This is a genomic window from Streptomyces sp. NPDC051909, from assembly GCF_040681095.1.
Lineage (GTDB): Bacteria > Actinomycetota > Actinomycetes > Streptomycetales > Streptomycetaceae > Streptomyces.
In genome coordinates this window covers 203627-221070 of sequence record NZ_JBFAYA010000003.1, presented here as the reverse complement: position 1 = coordinate 221070, position 17444 = coordinate 203627, and the positions used below count along the sequence as shown (strand labels likewise).

The following is a 17444-nucleotide window of genomic DNA, read 5'->3' as shown; positions in this document are numbered from 1 at the left end:
GGACCCGGGCCGAACGGCCCACCGTCGGCCACCCCCGGGAACGACCGCCGTCAGCGCCGCGCGCCCCGCCACAGCGCGACCGCCGCGGCGAGCAGCAGCACGCCGACGCCGCCCACCAGCGGGGCGAGCAGGCCGATGGGCCGGCTCTCCTCGGGGGCGGGCTGCGGCCCGGGGCCGAAGTGGCGGCCGGTGAAGCCGGCGACGGCCGCCTTGGGGTCGGCGCCCTTCAGCTTCTTGCCGGCCTCGATCGCGGCGGCCGGGTCGACCGTGCCGTACCCCTTGTCGTCGCTGCGCCCGCCCTTGGGGCGGCTGCGGGCCGTGTCGACGAGCAGCCGCTGGATCTGCGCGGGCGTCAGGTCGGGGTGGGCGGCCCGGACCAGGGCGACGGCGCCGGAGACGAAGGCGGAGGCCGCGCTGGTGCCCCAGCCCTCGTAGTAGCGGCGGTCGGGGTCGGCGATGACGATGTCGACGCCGGGGGCGCTGACCGTGGCGTACCAGCGGCTGGTGGAGAAGGACGCGTGGGTGCCGTAGCGGTCGACGGCGGCGACGGCGATGACGCCCGGGTAGGCGGCGGGGTACGAGATGTGGTCGCCCTTCTCGCCGCCGTTGCCGGCGGAGGCGACGACGGAGACGCCCTTGCCGAGGGCGTACTGCACGGCGGCGTCCTCGCCGGCGTCGGGGTGGGCGGACTCGGAGTCGTCGCCGAGGGAGAGGTTGATGACGTCGGCGCCGTGGTCGGCGGCCCAGCGGATGCCTTCGGCGAGCGCGGCGCCGCGGGTCTTGCGCGCCTTGTCGCGCGCCTTGTCGGTGCCTTCGAGGATGACCCGGACGGGCAGGATCCGCACCTTCGGCGCGATGCCGAGGACACCGTCCTGGCCGCCGGGGCCGTGGCCGTGCCCGGCGATGATCCCGGCCATCGCGGTGCCGTGCCGGGCCCAGGCGCGGTCGCCGCGCTCGGCGCCGAAGCCGACGAGGTCGGTGCCGGGCAGCACGGAGCCGGCCAGGTCGGGGTGCGTGGCGTCGACGCCGGTGTCGAGGACGGCGACGGTGATGCCGGAGCCGCGGGTGGTCTGCCAGGCCTTGCCGGTGTGCAGGGCCTCCAGGCCCCACTGGCGGGCGCGGATGGTGTCGGCGTACGCGGGCGTGGTCGTGGCCGGCAGCACGGTGAAGGCGGCGGCGAGCAGGGCGGAGACGGCGGCGGTACGGCGCGGGCGCGGGGTCACCCCTGGTCCTTCCCGTCGAGGGTGGCGGCGACGGTCTGGCGCAGGGCGCGTTCGACGGCGTCGGCGACGCCCTTGGCCTCGTGGCCGAGGCCGGCCTGCGCCACGGGGGTGTCCCGCTTGGCGGACATGGCCCGGTCGGCGGGCTCGGGCGCGGCGACGGCGCGGCCGTCGGCGAAGCCGGAGACGGCGGTGACGACGACGGGCAGGTCGGGCAGGACGTGCCGCCACCAGCTGGCCCGCTGCGCGGCGCCGAAGCCGGCGGCGACGGTGCCGGGGGCGGCGAGCGCGGGCCCGGGCTCGTCGGCGGCGCGGGAGCCGAGGGTGCGCATGGTGGCGGGGTCGGCCGCGGTGAAGACGAGGGCGACGGTGATCACGCGGGAGGACGTGGCGTCGGTGTAGGTGGCGCGCAGCACGCGCTCGCAGCCGGCGGCGGCGAGCGCGGTGTTCAGGGCGCGGGGCAGGGTGGCGGGGCCGCAGGGCGCGTCGGGGGCGACGACGATCCGGGTCCAGGTGCGGGTGGCGCCGCCGGGTCCCGCGCCGGGTCCGGCGAGGGTCTGCGGGAAGAGGGTGTCGACGGGGGCGTCGTGCCAGAGGGCGCGGGCCTCCGCGTAGCCACGCGGCTCGGCGGGCTCGCCCGCGCCGCTGTCGGCGAGCAGCGCGCCCGCGAGGGCGCCGCCGATGAGTCCGAGGGAGAGCACGCCGCAGACCGCGGCGGCGACGGTCCGGCGCGGGTCGCGGTCCCGGACGGGCCGCAGCCGGGTGGTGGTCTCGACGGGCGTCTCGCCGCCGAGGGCCCAGGGGTCGTACGCGTACGGGGGAACGGGGGCGGCAGCCGGGCGCGGGGCCTGCGCGGGCGCGTGCGCCGGACTCGGGGTGGAGGCCTCTGCGTATGCGTGGGGCGTGCGGGCACCAGGGACCGGTCGCGAGGCGGGCTCAGGGGCGCGGCCGGGCCCGGGGGCCTGGGGCAGGCGCGGGCGCGGGCCGTGGACGGCGCCGGACGGTGCGGCGGCGCGGTGGTCCCGTACGGGGCGGAGCCGGGTCGTGGTCTCCACCGGGGTCTCGGCGGGGGCTCCCGGCCCGCCGGGTGCGGCAGGCATCGGGCGCTCCGGCGGGAGCGGCTGGGAGAGGGAGCGCGGGCGGGCCGGGGCGGGTCCGGCCGGGGACTTCGGCTCGGGCGCACCGGCGGGCCGCGCGGCGGACCTCGCCTCGGGCCTCGGCCCGGCCGTCGTGTCGGGCGCGGCGGCGCTCCGGGCGGGGGGATGCGGTGCGGGCGCCACGGCGGGCGGCCGGACGGCCGGCCTCGCCTCGGGCACGGCAGCGCTCCGGCCCGGAGCCTTGGGGGCGGGCGCCGGCGGAAGCCTCGGCTCGGGCGGAAGGAGGGCTTCGGTGATGCGGGACACGGGCCGCTGCGGCTCGGTGCTCATCCCCGTCCCCCCTGGTCGTTCCGCGAAAGCAATGGGCGTCACTCTACGGGCTGTTCCGCGCGGTGCGGGAACGCAGGGGCTACCCACGCGTAAACCCGTCTGGCAAGCTCGGCCCATGACTCCCCGTGCCGCCGACCGTGCCCGGTACGACCGGGCCACCGCCCATCTCGACGCGCCCGTCGCCATTGTCGACCTGGAGGCCTTCGACGCCAATGCCGACGACCTGGTCCGCCGGGCCGGCGGGAAGCCGATCCGGGTCGCGAGCAAGTCGGTGCGGTGCCGGGCGCTCCTGGAGCGGGTGCTCGCCCGGGAGGGGTTCGCGGGCGTGATGTCGTTCACGCTCGCGGAGTCGCTGTGGCTGGCGCGGGCCGGTTTCGAGGACGTGCTGCTCGCCTATCCGTCGGCCGACCGGGCCGGGTTCGCGGAGCTCGCCGGGGACGCGAAGCTGGCGGCGGCGGTGACCGTGATGGTGGACGACGTGGCCCAGCTCGATCTCATCGAGGCCTCGCGCGCGGGTGGGACGGAGGAGGTGCGGGTCTGTCTGGAGCTGGACACCGCGCTGCGTCTGCTCGGCGGGCGGGTGCGGATAGGGGCCCTGCGCTCGCCGTTGCGCGAGCCCGCCCAGCTGGCCGAGCTGGCCCGCTCGGTGGTGCGCCGGCCCGGCTTCCGGCTGGTGGGGATCATGGCGTACGAGGGGCATGTGGCGGGTGTCGGCGACGCGGTCTCGGGCCGGCCGCTGCGCTCGCGGGCGATCCGGCTGATGCAGTCGGCGGCCCGCAAGGAGCTGGCGGCCCGCCGGGCCGCGGTGGTGCGGGCGGTGCGCGCGGTGACGCCGGACCTGGAGTTCGTGAACGGCGGCGGCACCGGCAGTGTGCAGCACACGGCGGCCGAGGACGCGGTGACGGAGATCGCGGCCGGCTCGGGGCTCTATGTGCCGCGCCTGTTCGACAACTACACCTCGTTCACCGGCCGGCCGGCGGCGCTGTTCGCGCAGCCGGTGGTGCGCCGCCCGGGCGTCGGTGTGGTGACGGTGCTCGGCGGCGGCTACCCCGCGTCGGGCGCCGCGGGCCCGGACCGGCTCCCCGTCCCGTACCTCCCGGAGGGTCTGCGCTACGACCCGCAGGAGGGTCCGGGCGAGGTGCAGACGCCGCTGCTCGGCTCCCCGGCCGACGACCTCCGCATCGGCGACAAGGTGTGGTTCCGCCATGCGAAGGCCGGCGAGCTGTGCGAACGCTTCGACACGCTGCACCTGGTGGACGGCGACCGGGTGACGGCCGCCGTCCCGACGTACCGGGGCGAGGGTCGGACCTTCCTCTAGAGGAGGTCTGGAGCAGGGTCTAGAGGGGGGTCACGTACGCGCCGGAGATGCCGCCGTCGACGAGGAAGTCGGTGGCGTTGATGAACGAGGAGTCGTCGCTCGCGAGGAAGGCGACCGCGGCGGCGATCTCCTCGGCCTCGGCGAAGCGGCCGACCGGGATGTGCACCAGGCGGCGCGCGGCGCGCTCGGGGTCCTTGGCGAACAGCTCCTGGAGCAGAGGGGTGTTGACCGGCCCCGGGCAGAGCGCGTTCACGCGGATGCCCTCGCGGGCGAACTGCACGCCGAGCTCGCGGGACATGGCGAGCACGCCGCCCTTGGAGGCGGTGTAGGAGATCTGGCTGGTGGCCGCGCCCATGATGGCGACGAAGGAGGCTGTGTTGATGATGGAGCCCCTGCCCTGGCGCCGCATGTACGGCAGGGCGGCCTTGCAGCACAGGTAGACCGAGGTGAGGTTGACGTCCTGGACGCGCTTCCAGGCCTCAAGGCCGGTCTCCAGGATGGAGTCGTCGTCGGGCGGGGAGATGCCGGCGTTGTTGAAGGCGATGTCGACGGAGCCGTAGGTGTCGAAGGCGATCTTGAAGAGGTTCTCGACCTCCTCCGGGTCGGTGACGTCGACCTTCACGAAGGTGCCGCCCACCTCTTCGGCGGCGGCCTTGCCGGCCCGCTCGTCGATGTCGCCGCAGACCACGTGCGCGCCCTCGGAGGCGAGCCGGCGGGCGGTGGCGAGGCCGATGCCGCTGCCGGCGCCGGTGATGACGGCGGTGCGGCCGACGAGCCGGCGGCAGATGATCTCTTCGGTGGTGTCGGTCATGGTGCTCAGGCCTCCGTGCTGATGAAGACGTTCTTGGTTTCGGTGAAGGCGGTCAGGGCGTCGGGGCCCAGTTCGCGGCCGAGGCCGGACTGGCCGAAGCCGCCGAAGGGGGTCCAGTAGCGGACGCTGGAGTGGGAGTTGACGGAGAGGTTGCCGGCCCGGACGGCGCGGGAGGCGCGCAGCGCGCGGCCGACGTCGCGGGTCCAGATCGAGCCGGACAGGCCGTACGGGGTGGCGTTGGCGAGCCGGATCGCGTCGGCCTCGTCCTCGAAGGGTAGGACGACGGCGACGGGCCCGAAGACCTCCTCGACGGCGCAGGGCGCGTCCTCGGGAAGGCCGGTGAGGACGGTGGGCGGGAACCAGAAGCCGGGGCCCTCGGGGGCCTTGCCGCGGATGCCGGGCAGCGTGTCGGGCACGTACGAGCGGACCCGCTCCAGCTGGACGCGGGAGATCAGCGGGCCCATCTGGGTGCGCTCGTCCAGGGGGTCGCCGACGACGATCTCCTGGACGGCGGGGGTGAGGAGCTCCAGGAAGCGCTCGTACACGCTGCGCTGGACGAGGATGCGGGTGCGGGCGCAGCAGTCCTGTCCGCTGTTGTCGAGGAAGGACATCGGCGCGGCCGCGGCCGCGGCCTGAAGGTCCGCGTCGGCGAAGACGATGTTGGGGCTCTTGCCGCCGAGTTCGAGGGTGATGCGCTTCACCTGGTCCGCGGCCCTCGCCATGATGCTCTTCCCGACCCGGGTGGAGCCGGTGAAGACGATCTTGGCGACGCCGGGGTGGTCGACGAGGGCGGTGCCGGTGACCGGGCCCTCGCCGGGGAGGACCTGGAAGAGGCCCTCGGGCAGTCCGGCCTCCAGGGCGAGTTCGGCGAGCCGCAGCGCCGTCAGCGGGGTGGTCTCGGCCGGCTTGAGGAGCACGGCGTTGCCGGCGGCGAGCGCCGGGGCGGTGGCCCAGGCGGCGATCGGCATCGGGAAGTTCCAGGGCGCGATGACGCCGATCACACCGAGGGGTTCGAGGATCGTGATGTCGAGGCCGCCGGGGACGGGGATCTGCCGCCCGTTGAGGCGTTCGACTCCCCCGGCCGCGTAGTCGAGGAGGTCGCGGACGTTGCCGGCCTCCCAGCGGGCGTTGCCGAGGGTGTGGCCGGCCTCGCGGACCTCCAGGAGGGCGAGTTCCTCGACATGGGCGTCGACGACGGCGGCGAAGCGGCGCAGGATCCGGGCCCGGTCGGCGGGCGCGGCGGCGGCCCAGGACCTCTGGGCGGCCGTGGCCCGTACGACGGCGGCGTCGACGTCGGCCGCGGTGGCGGCCGGGACGGTGGCGACGACCTCCTCGGTCGCCGGGTTCAGTACCTGGAGCTCGGTGCGTTCCAAGGGGGTGGTCCTCACATGCGTTCGAAGGAGCGGCGCAGTTCCCAGTCGGTGACGGCGGCGTCGTAGGCGTCGAGTTCGACGCGCGCCATGTTGCGGTAGTGGGCGACGACCTCGGCGCCGAAGGCGGCCTTCGCGATCTCGCTGTTCTCCCAGAGCTCGGCGGCCTCGCGCAGGGTGGTGGGGACGTGCGCGTAGTCGGCGGCGTAGGCGTTGCCGGTGCACGCGGGCGGGAGTTCGAGGCGCTGCTCGATGCCGTAGAGGCCGGCGGCGACGAGTCCGGCGACGGCCAGGTACGGGTTCACGTCGCCGCCGGGGAGCCGGTTCTCGAAGCGGGTGGAGCGCCCGTGGCCGACGGTGCGCAGGGCGCAGGTGCGGTTGTCGCGGCCCCAGGCGACGGCGGTGGGGGCGAAGGAGCCGGGCTGGAAGCGCTTGTACGAGTTGATGTTGGGCGCGTAGAGCAGCGAGAAGTCCCGGAGCGCGGCCAGCTGTCCGGCGAGGAAGTGCCGCATGACCTCGGACATGCCGTCGGGCCCGTCGCCCGCCATCACGTTCACGCCGTCGGCGTCCTGGAGGGAGAGGTGGATGTGGCAGGAGTTGCCCTCGCGCTCGTTGTACTTCGCCATGAAGGTGAGCGAGCAGCCCTCCTGGGCGGCGATCTCCTTGGCGCCGGTCTTGTAGACGGCGTGCTGGTCGCAGGTGACCAGGGCCTCGGCGTACTTGAAGGCGATCTCGTGCTGGCCGGGGTTGCACTCGCCCTTGGCGGACTCGACGGTGAGGCCGGCGCCGGCCATCTCGTTGCGGATGCGGCGGAGCAGCGGCTCGATCCGGCCGGTGCCGAGCACCGAGTAGTCGATGTTGTACTGGTTGGCGGGGGTGAGGCCGCGGTAGTTCGCGTCCCAGGCCTGCTCGTAGGTGTCCCGGAAGACGATGAACTCGAGCTCGGTGCCGACGTGGGCGGTGTAGCCGTGGGCGGCGAGGCGGTCGAGCTGGCGGCGCAGGATCTGGCGCGGGGCGGCGACGACGGGGCTGCCGTCCTCCCAGGCGAGGTCTGCGGTCACCATGGCGGTGGCCTCGTTCCAGGGCAGCCGGCGCAGGGTGGAGAGGTCGGGGCGCATGGCGAAGTCGCCGTAGCCGCGGTCCCAGGAGGACATCTCGTAGCCGTCGACGGTGTTCATCTCGGTGTCGACGGCCAGAAGATAGTTGCAGCCCTCGGTGCCGTGGTCGAGCACCTGGTCGAGGAAGAACGGTGCGGCGAACCGCTTGCCCTGGAGCCGGCCCTGCATGTCGGGGAAGGCCAGGACGACGGTGTCGATCTCGCCGCTCGCGACGAGCGAGCGGAGCTCGTCGACGGAGAGCGGGGGTGTGCGGTCTGCCACGGGATTACTCCTCCTTCGGCCTGCCGGGAGCCATAAGGTATTGCGAAGAACCATTGCTTGGGAAGGGGAAACGACGAGGTGGCCAGTACGAGTGAATCGGCGGACCGGCTGACGCCCGTGCTGCGGCCGGTGCGCGCGGGCAACGGGTTCGAGGAGGCCCTGGAGCAGATCCTGCAGGTGGTGCGCCTCGGCCTGGTGCCGGGCGGGGAGCGGCTTCCGGCCGAGCGGGAGCTGGCCGACCGGATGGGGATCAGCCGGGTCACCCTGCGGGAGGTCCTGAAGGTGCTCCAGGAGCAGGGCCTGGTGGAGAGCCGGCGCGGGCGGTACGGCGGAACGTTCGTGCTCCAGCGCCCGCAGACCGCCGACGAGGCCGAGCTGCGGCGCCGGATCGCGGCCGTGGACGTGGAGGACACCCTGCGCTTCCGCGAGGTCCTGGAGACCGGCGCGGCCGGACTCTGCGCTGCCCACGGCCTGTCCTCGGAGGGCGCGGAGCGGCTGCGGGCGGCGCTCGCGGCGACGCATGACGCGCCGCTGGACGACTACCGGCGGCAGGACACCCTGCTCCATCTGACGCTCGCCGAGCTGTCCGGCTCGCCGACCCTGACCGCGCAGTACGCGGCGGTCCGGGCGACCGTCAACGACCTGCTCGACTGCATCCCGCTGCTCGTACGGAACCTGGAGCACTCGCAGCACCAGCACGAGGCACTGGTGGAGGCGGTCCTGGAGGGTGACGCGGACGCGGCGCGCGAGGTGATGCGGGAGCACTGCGCGGGCACGGCGGCGCTGCTTCGCGGCTTCCTGACCTGACCGGGCGGGCCCGCGCACGTAACCCGAAAGTAACGCACGGGACTTGCGCTCTCCGCCCGGCGGCCGCAAAGGTATGGCACCAATCCATTGGGCTCGTTGCGGGGAGCTGACGCTGCCATGACGCTGGAAGACACCACCGGGAGCACCACTCAGGCGAAGGACGACTATCTGGAGCGGCGCACGCTGCGCCGGGGCAGCGCGGGCTGGCTGCTCCTGACCGGGCTCGGCGTCGCCTACGTCGTCTCCGGCGACTTCTCCGGCTGGAACATCGGCCTGTCCAAGGGCGGGTTCGGCGGGCTCGCCGTCGCGACGGTCCTGATGGGCGCGATGTACGCCTGTCTGGTCTTCTCGCTCGCCGAACTGTCCGCGATCCTGCCCACCGCGGGCGGCGGCTACGGCTTCGCCCGGCGCGCGCTCGGCACCTGGGGCGGCTTCCTCACCGGCACCGCGATCCTCATCGAGTACGTCCTCGCGCCCGCCGCGATCTCCATCTTCATCGGCGACTACGTCGAATCCCTCGGCCTCTTCGGCCTGGAGTCGGGCTGGCCGGTCTATCTGGTCTGCTTCGCGCTCTTCATCGGCATCCACCTCTGGGGCGTCGGCGAGGCGCTGCGCTTCAGTCTGATCGTCACCGCGATCGCCGTGGCCGCGCTCCTGGTCTTCGCGCTCGGCGCGCTCAGCGACTTCCACGTCAGCGGCCTGGACGACATCCCGGTCGACAGGGCCGCGACCGGCTCGAACTCGTGGCTGCCGTTCGGACTGCTCGGCATCTGGGCCGCGTTCCCGTTCGGGATGTGGTTCTTCCTGGGGGTCGAGGGCGTGCCGCTGGCCGCCGAGGAGGCCAAGGACCCGGTGCGCTCGATGCCGCGGGCGCTGGCGCTGTCCATGGGCATCCTGGTGCTGCTCGCCGTGGTGACCTTCTTCGCGGCGACCGGGGCGCGTGGCTCGGCCGCGATCCAGGAGGCCGGCAACCCGCTGGTGGTGGCACTGCAGGGCGACGGGGAGCCGACGGCGCTCAGCCGCTTCGTGAACTACGCGGGTCTGGCGGGCCTGGTGGCCTCGTTCTTCTCCCTGATCTACGCGGGCTCGCGCCAGCTGTTCGCGCTGTCCCGGGCCGGCTATCTGCCCCGCTTCCTGTCCCTCACCAGCCGCCGCAAGTCGCCCTACCTGGGCCTGCTGATCCCCGGCGCGATCGGCTTCGCGCTCGCCGCGGGCACCGGCGACGGGGCCCGGATGCTGAACATCGCGGTGTTCGGCGCGACCATCTCGTACGCGCTGATGGCGCTCTCCCACATCGTGCTGCGGCGCCGCGAGCCCGGCCTCGCCCGCCCGTACCGCACCCCGGGCGGCGTGCTGACCTCCTCGGTCGCCTTCGTCCTCGCCCTCTCGGCGCTGGTGGCGACCTTCCTGGTGGACAAGGACGCCGCCTTCATCGCCCTCGCCGTGTACGTGATCGCGCTCGCCTACTTCGCGTTCTACAGTCGCCACCACCTGGTGGCGAAGGCGCCCGAGGAGGAGTTCGCCGCGCTCGCCGCGGCCGAGGCGGAACTCGAACGCTGACCCCGGTCCCGTAACCGCAACGGAGGAGAACCCCGTGCCCAAGCCGCTCATCGGTGTGACGACCTATCTGAACCAGGCCCGGTGGGGAGTGTGGGACCTGCCGGCGGCGCTGCTGCCGGCGGCGTACCCACGGCTTGTGCAGGCGAGCGGCGGGCTCGCGGTGATGCTGCCGCCGGACGACCCGTCGGCCGCGGCCGAGGCCGTGGCGCGGCTCGACGGCCTGGTGGTCGCGGGCGGCGCGGACGTCGAGCCGGCACGGTACGGGGCCGAGCCCGACGCCCGTACCGGACCGCCGGCCCGGGACCGGGACTCCTGGGAGCTGGCCCTGATCGACGCGGCCCTCGCCGCCGGCACCCCGCTGCTCGGCATCTGCCGGGGCATGCAGCTGCTCAACGTGGCCCTCGGCGGCACCCTGGTCCAGCACCTCGACGGGCACACGGAGGCGGTCGGCGTGATGGGCCGCCACCCGGTGAGCCCGGTGCCGGGCACCCGCTACGCGGCCCTGGCGCCGGAGCGGACCGAGGTCCCCACGTACCACCACCAGTGCGTCGACGTCCTCGGCAAGGACCTGCTCGCCTCGGCCCACGCCGACGACGGCACGATCGAGGCGATCGAGCTCCCCTCCCCCACCTGGGCGCTCGGCGTCCAGTGGCACCCGGAGATGGGCGAGGACCTGCGGGTGATGCGGGCCCTCGTGGCGGAGGCGGTCAGGCGCTGACCCGCCCGCGCATCAGCAGGGCGTAGAGGACTCCGGAGAGGACCATGCCGACGGGCAGGGCGAGGTCGACGCCGCCGAGGGCTTCGGCGATCGGCCCGGTGTAGGCGGTGTCGACGCACAGCGCCGCCGCCGCTCCCCCGCCGAGCACCGCGACGGCCCCGGCCGGGTTGAAGCCCGCGGCGAACCAGAAGCGGCCGCCGGGGTTCTCGTCCATGAGCGCGGCGCCGTCGTAGCGGTTGCGGCGCAGCAGGATGTCGACGGCGTACACGGTCATGGCCGGCCCGAGCAGGACGACGGTCAGCTGGAGCACATTGCTCACGGTGTCCAGGAAGTTGGAGACGAGCAGCGCGTACAGCGTGAGGGCGACGGCGACCGTGCCGTCGACGAGGACGCTGCGGGAGCGCCGGATCCGCAGGCCCACGGCCTGGAGGGCGAGGCCCGCGCTGTACGCGGTCATCGCGTTGATGGCGATCGTGCCGACCACCAGCGCGAGCAGGAACACCGGCGCGAACCAGCCGGGCAGCACGGACTGCAGCGCGGTCTGCGGGTCGGTCATGTCGACGACCGTGGCGGCGAGCGCGCCGAGCGAGCAGACCACGACGCTGGGCACGAAGCCGCCGAGCGCGGTCCAGCCGATGACCGCCCTCGCCGAGGTGGCGCTGGGCAGATAGCGCGAGAAGTCGGCGCTGGTGGTGTACGAGAGGGGGCCGGCCGCGATCAGGGTGACGCCGCCGATCACCGTGGCCCACAGCTCCGTTCCGCCCAGCGGCGCGTCCGGGGCGTAGCCGAAGTCGGCCTTCAGGAGCACCGCGTAGGCGACGACGCCGAAGGCCGCGGTCAGGGCGATAGTGATGGGCAGGTAGAGCCGCACGATCAGCCCGTGCCCGTACACACCGATGGTGAGCGTGAGCCCCGCGATGACGAGGACGACGACGATCTTCACCGGTGTCGAGGCGGCGATCCCGGCCTTCTCGACCAGGGCGAAGGCGGCGCCGGCGGCCGCCGCGAGATTGAGCGCGAAGTAGCAGACGGAGATCATCCAGCCGGTCACGGCGTTGTTCACGCGGTTGCCGCGCACGCCGTACATGGCCCGGGTGATCACCTCGCTGGGCGCTCCCGCCGCGGGCCCGGAGATCGCGAGCACGCCGGTGAGCAGCCAGAACAGATTGCCGATCACGATCACCACGAGCGCCTGGACCAGGCTCAGGCCCATCAGGACGAGGGCCCCGCCGATCACCAGGCTGAGGTAGTTGACGTTGGCGGCGGCCCAGATGGAGAAGAGTTCGCGCGGATGTCCGTAGCGCTCGTCCTCGGGGATGTGGTCGATGCCGTGGGATTCGATCCGCGTGGGCCGGTCGCTGTCCGGCGCGGTGGCCGACCGGGTCGTCGGGGCGGGGGTGCTGGAAGCCATACGGCCCTCCGGGGAGCGGGTCGTGCACACCTGGTTGCTTATTGGTCGCACACTCAATAGCATCGCCACCATGTCGTCAAGCGTCCCGCGCAAACGCGTTCGCAAGTCCCCCGAGGCCCGCCGGGCCGAGATCGTCGAGTCGGCCGCCGCCGTCGCCCTCACCGAAGGCCTGGAGTGCGTGACCCTGCGCCGCATCGCCGAGGAACTCGACGTCCGGCCCGGGCTCATCAGCCACTACTTCCCGTCGGCGGAGAACCTGGTGGCCGAGGCCTTCGGCACCGCGGCCACCGGCGAACTCGACGCCCTCCTGCCGGCCGACCGGCCCGACGGCACGCCCACCCAGTACCTCGCGCGCTACTTCGCGCTCTCCCGGGGCACCGCCTACGACGACATCAGCCGCCTCTGGATCAACGCCCGCCACCTCAGCCGCTACCGCCCCCTGCTGCGCGACCAGGTCCACGAGCAGGAACGGGCCAACGACCAGCGCCTCGAAGACCTCATCCGCGAGGGCGTGGAGCGCGGCGAGTTCACCACGCCCGACCCTCACCTGACGGCGATCCAGATCCTGGTCGTCGTCGACGGCCTCGGCGCCCACGCCAACACCGACCGCGAGAACCGCCCCGAGCCGGTCCTCCGGATGGCCGTGACCACCGCCGAACGCGAACTCGGCCTGGCACCCGGCCTGCTCGACCGCACGGCCGCCCAGCTGCCGCCCGCTCTCACCCCTCGCTGACCCCTCCCAGGAGCCCGTGTGCGTACCCGTCTCGTCCTGTCCTCCGCCCGGCTGCTCGACCCCGGCACCGGCACCTTCCTGCCGGAGACCGCACTCGCCGTGTCCGAGACCGGCCGGATCGCCGCGCTCGGCGACGACCGGGAGATCCGCGCCCTCGCCGGCCCGGGCGCCGAGGTGATCGACCTGGGCGGCGCCGTGCTCACCGCCGGACTCGTCGACGGACACCTCCACCCGGTCACCGGCGCCGAGCTCACCCACGGCCTCGACCTGTCCCGCTGCACCGACCCCGACGACGTCCGCGCCGCGCTCGCCGGAGCCGTCCGCGAACTGGGGCGCGGTGACTGGCTGTTCGGCTGGGGCCTCGACCCGAACGTCTTCGGCGACACACCCGTCGGCATCGCCCCCTTCGACACCGTCCTCGCCGACGTGCCCGCCTTCCTGCTCCTCTTCGACGCGCACTCGGCGCTCGCCAGCCGCCGCGCCCTCGAACTGGCCGGGATCGACGGCCCGCGCACCTTCGACCAGGCCTCCGCCGAAGTCGTCTGCGACGAACACGGCCGCCCCACCGGCCTGCTCCAGGAGGACGCCGCCTGCGAACTGGTCGAGCGCATCGCGCCCCGCCCCACCCGTGGCGAGCAGCGCGAACGCCTCGCCGCCGCCCTGCGCGCCATGGCCGCGTCCGGCCTCACCGGCGGCCACGTCATGGACGCCAACGGCGACAGCCTCGCCCTCCTCGCCGAACTCGACGAGGCCGGCGAGCTCCCGCTCCGCCTCCGCGTCGCCCCCTGGTGCCAGCCCGGCACCGACACCGACGGGGTACGCGCGCTCATCGAGCAGCAGGGCACGGGCGGTGCGCTGTGGCGCGTGGACGGCGTCAAGCTCTTCATGGACGGCACCATCGACAACGGCACGGCGTGGCTGGAACGCCCCGACTGCCACGGCGAGTCGACCCACGCGTTCTGGCCCGACCCCGCCGCCTACACCCACATCATCGGCGAGCTGCACCGCGCCGGCGTCCCCACCTCCACCCACGCGATCGGCGACGCGGCCGTACGCCACGCCCTCGACGCGGTCGAGAAGGCCGGCCGAGGCGTGCGCCACCGCATCGAACACATCGAGACCGTCCCGGACGACACTCTGCCCCGGTTCGCCGAACTGGGCGTCCTGGCCTCCATGCAGCCCACCCACTGCTGCGACTTCACCCGCGCCGACCACACCGACAACTGGTCCCGCCGCCTCGGCGAGGAGCGCGCCGCCCGCGCCTGGCGCTGCCGCGACCTGTGGGACTCCGGCGCCACCGTCGTCCTGGGCTCCGACTGGCCGATCGCCCCCTTCCCGCCCCTCGGCGTCATGGCGGGCGCCCGCCACCGCCGCCCCACGAACGACCTCACCCAGCCCCCGCACAACCCCGACCAGGCCCTCACCCCTCTGGAGGCGCTGCGCGCCATGACCGTCAACCCGGCGTTTGCCGCGTCCGAGGAGCACGGGGCGGGCCGGATCGCGGTGGGCCACCGAGCGGATCTGACGGTGCTGGGGGCGGATCCGCTGACGACGCGGTCGACGGAGCTGGCGGACGTTCCGGTCGTCCTCACCGCGGTGAACGGCCGGGTGACATACCGGACCGTCTGAGAACGGGCCCGCAGCCGCGTTCCGGGGTGAGCGGGGACCGCGCAGGAGGGCGCGTTCGGGACGTGAAGCGTAGTGTGTGGCGCGGGGCGAGGGACGTTCAGGACTCGTCGGAGTTGGCCGCGCCGTAAATCATGCAGTCCCGAACGCGCCCTCCGGAGCGGTCACCGCGCCCAACCCACGGACCAGGTGCGCCGCGCGTGGGGTGGCGTGGCGCCACCGCTCACCCCGCCGGTCTCGCCCTCGTCAGCGACAGCAGGTCCCGCGCCGGGCCCGTCGGCCGGTGGCCCGTCGGCCAGACCGCCCGCAGGTCCCTCCGCAGCAGCACGCCCGCCACCGGCACCGCCACCAGGCGGTGCGAGGCCAGTTCCTCCGCGACGGCCAGTTCGCTCAGGACGGCCGGGCCCGCCCCGCTCACCGCCGCCGCCTTCACCGCTGTCGTGGAGGCCAGCTCCAGGAGCGGCTGCGCCAGCCCCCCGTACCCGGAGAGCGCCGCGTCGAGGACCTGCCGCGTCCCCGAGCCCCGCTCCCGCAGCACCAGCGGCGTCGCCGCCAGCTCCGCCGGGTCCAGGGCCTTGCGCCGCCGCGCCCAGGGGTGCGAGGGCGCGGTGACGACGGCGAGCCGGTCGTGGGCGACGACGGTGCCGTCCAGGCCCTCGGGCACGGCGAGGCCCTCCACGAAGCCGAGGTCCGCGTCCCCGCCGAGCAGCCGCTCCGCCACGGCCGCGGAGTTCCCGGCGAGCAGCGAGACCGCCGTGTCCGTGCGCTCCGCGCGCAGTGCGATCAGCCACCCCGGCAGCAGGTACTCGGCGATGGTCATGGACGCGGCGACCCGCAGCCGCGAGTCCCGCCGCCCGCGCAGCGCCTGGACGCCCGCGTCGAAGGCCTCCGCCGACTCGACGATCCGCCGCGCCCAGTCCGTGACGAGCGCCCCGGCGTCGGTGAGCCGCGAACCGCGGGGGGAGCGGTCGACGAGGGCGACGCCGAGCTGCCGTTCCATGGAGCGGATGCGGCTGCTGGCCGCGGGCTGGGTGATGCCGACCTCGCGCGCGGCGCGGCCGAGGCTGCCGTGGCGGGCGACGGCGAGGAGGAGTTCGAGCGCGCCGAGGTCGGGGACCCGGTGGGACAGGAGGGCCGGGGGGACGTCACCCGGCATCGACACGCGCGGCACACTGCTCATAAACCCAGCTTATGGCCTCATAGTCGCGACGTCCCTGGTGGGGGCCGTGATCGCGGACGACAGTGAGGCCATGGCAACACTCGCACCCGCACATGCGGTCCCCGGCGTCACCACCCCCGACGCCCGCTGGACCGCGGTCCGTCACCTCGGACCCAACTGGTACGCCTCGGTGATGGGCACGGCCATCGTCGCGACGGCCGGCGCCACCCTCCCCGTCGACGTCCCGGGCCTGCGCACGGCCTGCACCTTCGTCTGGGCCCTCTCGTTCCTGATGCTGCCGGTGCTGCTCGCCGCCCGGGCGCTGCACTGGACCCACCACCGCGACCAGGCGCGGGCGCATCTCCTGGACCCGGCGATGGCCCCGTTCTACGGCTGTCTGTCGATGGCGCTGCTCGCGGTGGGCGGCGGCACGCTGGTGGTGGGCCGCGACTGGATCGGGCCGACCGCCGCCGTGGCCGTCGACGCGGTGCTGTTCACGGCGGGAACGGCGATCGGCCTGGCCGCCGCGGTGGCGGTGCCGTACCTGATGGTGGCCCGGCACCGGATCGAGGCGGCGTCGCCGGTGTGGCTGCTGCCGGTGGTGGCCCCGATGGTCTCGGCGGCGCTGGGCCCGCTACTCCTCCCCCACGTGCCGGAGGGGCAGGCCCGGACCACGCTCCTCCTGGCCTGCTACGCGATGTTCGGGATCAGTCTGCTCGCGACCCTGGTCATGCTGCCGCTGGTGTTCGGCCGCCTGGTGACCGGCGCCCCGCTGCCCCTCGCGCTGACCCCGACGCTGTTCCTGGTGCTCGGCCCGCTGGGCCAGTCGACGACGGCCGCGAACAAGTTCGCCGACGCCGCCCCGGGCCTGCTGCCCGCCCCGTACGCCTCCGGCTTCTCCGCCTTCGCGGTGCTGTACGGGGTGCCGGTGATGGGGTTCGCGCTGCTGTGGCTGGCCCTCGCCGGGGCGCTGGTGCTGCGGGCCCGCCGGCAGGGCATGGGGTTCGCGATGACCTTCTGGGCGTTCACCTTCCCGGTCGGCACCTGTGTGACGGGTGCCGAGGGCCTGGCCCGGCACACCGGTCTGGCGGCCTTCCGCTGGCTGGCGGTCGGCCTTTACGCACTGCTCGTGGCGGCCTGGCTGTTCGCGGCGTTCAGGACGGCGCGGGGGCTGCTGAGCGGAGCGCTGCTCGCAGCACCCGGGGCGCCTCGGCCAGTGACGGCCCGTACCAGGTGAGGTGCCGTCCGTCGACGAGCGCCGCGGCGGTCCCGGGGAAGGCCTCGGGGCCGTCGTCGCGGGTGAAACGGTAGGGCTCGTCGGGCAGGACGACGAGGTCCGGCACGGCGGCGCGGAGTTCGTCGAGCGGCACCCTGGGGTAGCGCTCGGGGTGGTCGGCGTACAGGTTGCGCACACCGAGCCGGGCGAGCAGGTCGCCGGCGAAGGTGTCGCGGCCGAGGACCATCCAGGGCCGCCGCCAGATCGGCACGACGGCGGTACGAGGGGGCTCGTCGCCCGCGACCCCCGCCCAGGCGCCCTCGGCGGCGTCCAGCCACCCCGGCCGGTTCCGTACTCCACAGGCGAGCAGCATCCGCTCCAGCTCGGTGAACGCCTGATCGAGCGTCCGGATCTCGGTGACGAGCACGTCGATCCCGGCCGCCCTCAGCGCCTCCAGATCCGGCCCCCGGTTCTCCTCCTCGTTGGCGATCACCAGGTCGGGCCGGAGGGCCGCGACGGCGGCGGTGTCCGGATTCTTGGTGCCGCCGATCCGCACCACTCCGTCCCCGAGCCGGGCCGGGTGGCTGCACCAGTCGGTGGCGCCGACCAGCGTGCCCGGCGGCGCGGAGACGGCGACGGCCTCCGTCAGGGAGGGCACCAGGGAGACGACCCGCACGCCCATCCTCGCC

General features: G+C 74.3%; 15 protein-coding genes. 7 read left to right on the top strand and 8 right to left on the bottom strand.

Annotation, left to right across the window (positions count from 1 at the left end):
- Window positions 1–50 precede the first annotated feature (50 nt).
- On the bottom strand, window positions 51–1223 hold the full coding sequence (mycP, locus tag AB0M18_RS06510; RefSeq protein ID WP_365755684.1) for a type VII secretion-associated serine protease mycosin: 1173 nt from the start codon (window positions 1221–1223) through the stop codon (window positions 51–53).
- The gene (locus AB0M18_RS06505; protein ID WP_365755683.1) at window positions 1220–2647 is read right to left on the bottom strand and encodes a hypothetical protein; all 1428 of its coding nucleotides are present in this window, start codon (window positions 2645–2647) and stop codon (window positions 1220–1222) included. The genes mycP and AB0M18_RS06505 overlap by 4 nt, the downstream gene beginning before the upstream one ends.
- 115 nt (window positions 2648–2762) lie before the next feature.
- Here AB0M18_RS06505 and AB0M18_RS06500 point away from each other — a divergent pair, with 115 nt between their 5' ends.
- On the top strand, window positions 2763–3965 hold the full coding sequence (locus tag AB0M18_RS06500) for an amino acid deaminase/aldolase (RefSeq protein WP_365755682.1): 1203 nt from the start codon (window positions 2763–2765) through the stop codon (window positions 3963–3965).
- Window positions 3966–3984: 19 nt separating this feature from the next.
- On the opposite strand, the gene AB0M18_RS06495 is transcribed toward AB0M18_RS06500, so the two are convergent.
- From AB0M18_RS06495 to AB0M18_RS06485, 3 genes are read right to left on the bottom strand one after another with little or no spacing between them, the layout of a single operon-like run.
- A complete protein-coding gene (locus AB0M18_RS06495) occupies window positions 3985–4776 on the bottom strand; it encodes a 3-oxoacyl-ACP reductase (protein ID WP_365755681.1) in 792 nt (263 codons plus the stop codon).
- A gap of 5 nt (window positions 4777–4781) precedes the next feature.
- Window positions 4782–6149, bottom strand: a complete 1368-nt coding sequence (locus AB0M18_RS06490) for an aldehyde dehydrogenase family protein (RefSeq protein ID WP_365755680.1) — start codon at window positions 6147–6149, stop codon at window positions 4782–4784.
- A gap of 11 nt (window positions 6150–6160) precedes the next feature.
- The gene (locus AB0M18_RS06485) at window positions 6161–7525 is read right to left on the bottom strand and encodes a glutamine synthetase family protein (protein ID WP_365755679.1); all 1365 of its coding nucleotides are present in this window, start codon (window positions 7523–7525) and stop codon (window positions 6161–6163) included.
- 78 nt (window positions 7526–7603) lie between these two features.
- Between AB0M18_RS06485 and AB0M18_RS06480 the strand changes: the two genes are divergently transcribed.
- The 3 genes from AB0M18_RS06480 (at window position 7604) to AB0M18_RS06470 (ending at window position 10610) form a co-directional block, all read left to right on the top strand.
- A complete protein-coding gene (locus tag AB0M18_RS06480; RefSeq protein WP_365755678.1) occupies window positions 7604–8332 on the top strand; it encodes an FCD domain-containing protein in 729 nt (242 codons plus the stop codon).
- Between the two features lie 117 nt (window positions 8333–8449).
- Window positions 8450–9892 carry an ethanolamine permease gene (gene eat, locus AB0M18_RS06475; protein ID WP_365755677.1) on the top strand — a complete coding sequence of 481 codons (1443 nt, stop codon included), beginning with the start codon at window positions 8450–8452 and terminating at the stop codon, window positions 9890–9892.
- Between the two features lie 34 nt (window positions 9893–9926).
- Complete coding sequence (locus AB0M18_RS06470) at window positions 9927–10610, top strand: gamma-glutamyl-gamma-aminobutyrate hydrolase family protein (RefSeq protein WP_365755676.1); 684 nt, start codon at window positions 9927–9929, stop codon at window positions 10608–10610.
- Here the strand turns inward: AB0M18_RS06470 and AB0M18_RS06465 are convergent.
- Window positions 10600–12021 carry a cytosine permease gene (locus tag AB0M18_RS06465; protein ID WP_365755675.1) on the bottom strand — a complete coding sequence of 474 codons (1422 nt, stop codon included), beginning with the start codon at window positions 12019–12021 and terminating at the stop codon, window positions 10600–10602. The two genes, AB0M18_RS06470 and AB0M18_RS06465, sit on opposite strands and share 11 nt — an antisense overlap.
- 70 nt (window positions 12022–12091) lie before the next feature.
- On the opposite strand from AB0M18_RS06465, the gene AB0M18_RS06460 reads away from it, so the two are divergent.
- Both AB0M18_RS06460 and AB0M18_RS06455 read left to right on the top strand, forming a co-directional pair.
- Window positions 12092–12754, top strand: coding sequence for a TetR family transcriptional regulator C-terminal domain-containing protein (locus AB0M18_RS06460; RefSeq protein WP_365755674.1), 663 nt, complete (start codon window positions 12092–12094; stop codon window positions 12752–12754).
- Window positions 12755–12772: 18 nt separating this feature from the next.
- Window positions 12773–14383 (top strand): amidohydrolase, encoded by a 1611-nt coding sequence (locus tag AB0M18_RS06455; protein WP_365755673.1) that lies wholly within the window; start codon window positions 12773–12775, stop codon window positions 14381–14383.
- Between the two features lie 220 nt (window positions 14384–14603).
- Here AB0M18_RS06455 and AB0M18_RS06450 read toward each other — a convergent pair whose 3' ends face one another.
- Entirely contained in the window at window positions 14604–15536 is a 933-nt protein-coding gene (locus tag AB0M18_RS06450; protein WP_365755876.1) for a LysR family transcriptional regulator, read from the bottom strand.
- 94 nt (window positions 15537–15630) lie between these two features.
- Here AB0M18_RS06450 and AB0M18_RS06445 point away from each other — a divergent pair, with 94 nt between their 5' ends.
- On the top strand, window positions 15631–16776 hold the full coding sequence (locus tag AB0M18_RS06445) for a TDT family transporter (RefSeq protein ID WP_365755672.1): 1146 nt from the start codon (window positions 15631–15633) through the stop codon (window positions 16774–16776).
- Here AB0M18_RS06445 and AB0M18_RS06440 read toward each other — a convergent pair.
- Entirely contained in the window at window positions 16694–17437 is a 744-nt protein-coding gene (locus AB0M18_RS06440) for a helical backbone metal receptor (RefSeq protein ID WP_365755671.1), read from the bottom strand. The genes AB0M18_RS06445 and AB0M18_RS06440 overlap by 83 nt on opposite strands.
- Window positions 17438–17444 lie beyond the last annotated feature (7 nt).

Bases quoted from the DNA above. Each gene is read 5' to 3' on its own strand.
- AB0M18_RS06505 (WP_365755683.1), bottom strand. From the start codon at position 2,647: ATGAGCACCGAGCCGCAGCGGCCCGTGTCCCGCATCACCGAAGCCCTC.
- AB0M18_RS06500 (WP_365755682.1), top strand. From the start codon at position 2,763: ATGACTCCCCGTGCCGCCGACCGTGCCCGGTACGACCGGGCCACCGCC.
- AB0M18_RS06495 (WP_365755681.1), bottom strand. From the start codon at position 4,776: ATGACCGACACCACCGAAGAGATCATCTGCCGCCGGCTCGTCGGCCGC.
- eat (WP_365755677.1), top strand. From the start codon at position 8,450: ATGACGCTGGAAGACACCACCGGGAGCACCACTCAGGCGAAGGACGAC.
- AB0M18_RS06465 (WP_365755675.1), bottom strand. From the start codon at position 12,021: ATGGCTTCCAGCACCCCCGCCCCGACGACCCGGTCGGCCACCGCGCCG.
- AB0M18_RS06460 (WP_365755674.1), top strand. From the start codon at position 12,092: ATGTCGTCAAGCGTCCCGCGCAAACGCGTTCGCAAGTCCCCCGAGGCC.
- AB0M18_RS06450 (WP_365755876.1), bottom strand. From the start codon at position 15,536: ATGCCGGGTGACGTCCCCCCGGCCCTCCTGTCCCACCGGGTCCCCGAC.
- AB0M18_RS06445 (WP_365755672.1), top strand. From the start codon at position 15,631: ATGGCAACACTCGCACCCGCACATGCGGTCCCCGGCGTCACCACCCCC.
- AB0M18_RS06440 (WP_365755671.1), bottom strand. From the start codon at position 17,437: ATGGGCGTGCGGGTCGTCTCCCTGGTGCCCTCCCTGACGGAGGCCGTC.